Genomic DNA, 472 nt, shown 5'->3' with positions numbered 1-472 from the left:
GCATCTCGATGTGGCTCTGGCCCTTGTAGGTCACCTTGACCGAGACCATATAGCTCTGGCCAATGACGACGTACGGCTGCTCGCCAATCTCCCCGCTGACCGGGTCAACCGACTCATACTCGATCACCTCCCAGCTGAACTCCGGGTCGGTGATCCGGCATGCCGCCAGCGCGGCGGGCCATGAAACGTACGGCGGCCCCTTGTCACCCCCCTTTTTCACGGTCAGGGGCGCCATCTTTGCGAGGTCAGTTGCTGGACCTACGTTGAGGGCGCGCAAAAACGCCGCTGCCTCGTCGTACTTGCCGTACAGGCCAAGTCCAACACCAAGCACCGAGGCAATCGCCTTGGCGCGGCAGCGATTGATCGCGTCGTTCACGTCGCGAGACGTCAGACGCGAGGTCGGGACCGCTTCGTTGCGCGCATCGAGGATCGGCAGCCAGGTCCGATGTCCGTTCATGTCGATGGCCACGAC

Annotated in this window: 1 protein-coding gene; it reads right to left on the bottom strand. The window is 62.9% G+C overall.

Features of this window, described 5'->3' with window-relative positions; translation table 11 throughout:
- Nucleotides 1-472: DUF1071 domain-containing protein (locus J5M66_RS26635; RefSeq protein ID WP_207817547.1), on the bottom strand; the 472-nt coding region annotated here is incomplete at both ends.

This window comes from Pseudomonas sp. 67(2021), from assembly GCF_017491835.1.
Taxonomy (GTDB): Bacteria; Pseudomonadota; Gammaproteobacteria; order Pseudomonadales; family Pseudomonadaceae; genus Aquipseudomonas; species Aquipseudomonas atacamensis.
The sequence above is the reverse complement of the archived record's forward strand: the minus strand, read 5'-3'. Positions and strand labels throughout refer to the sequence as shown.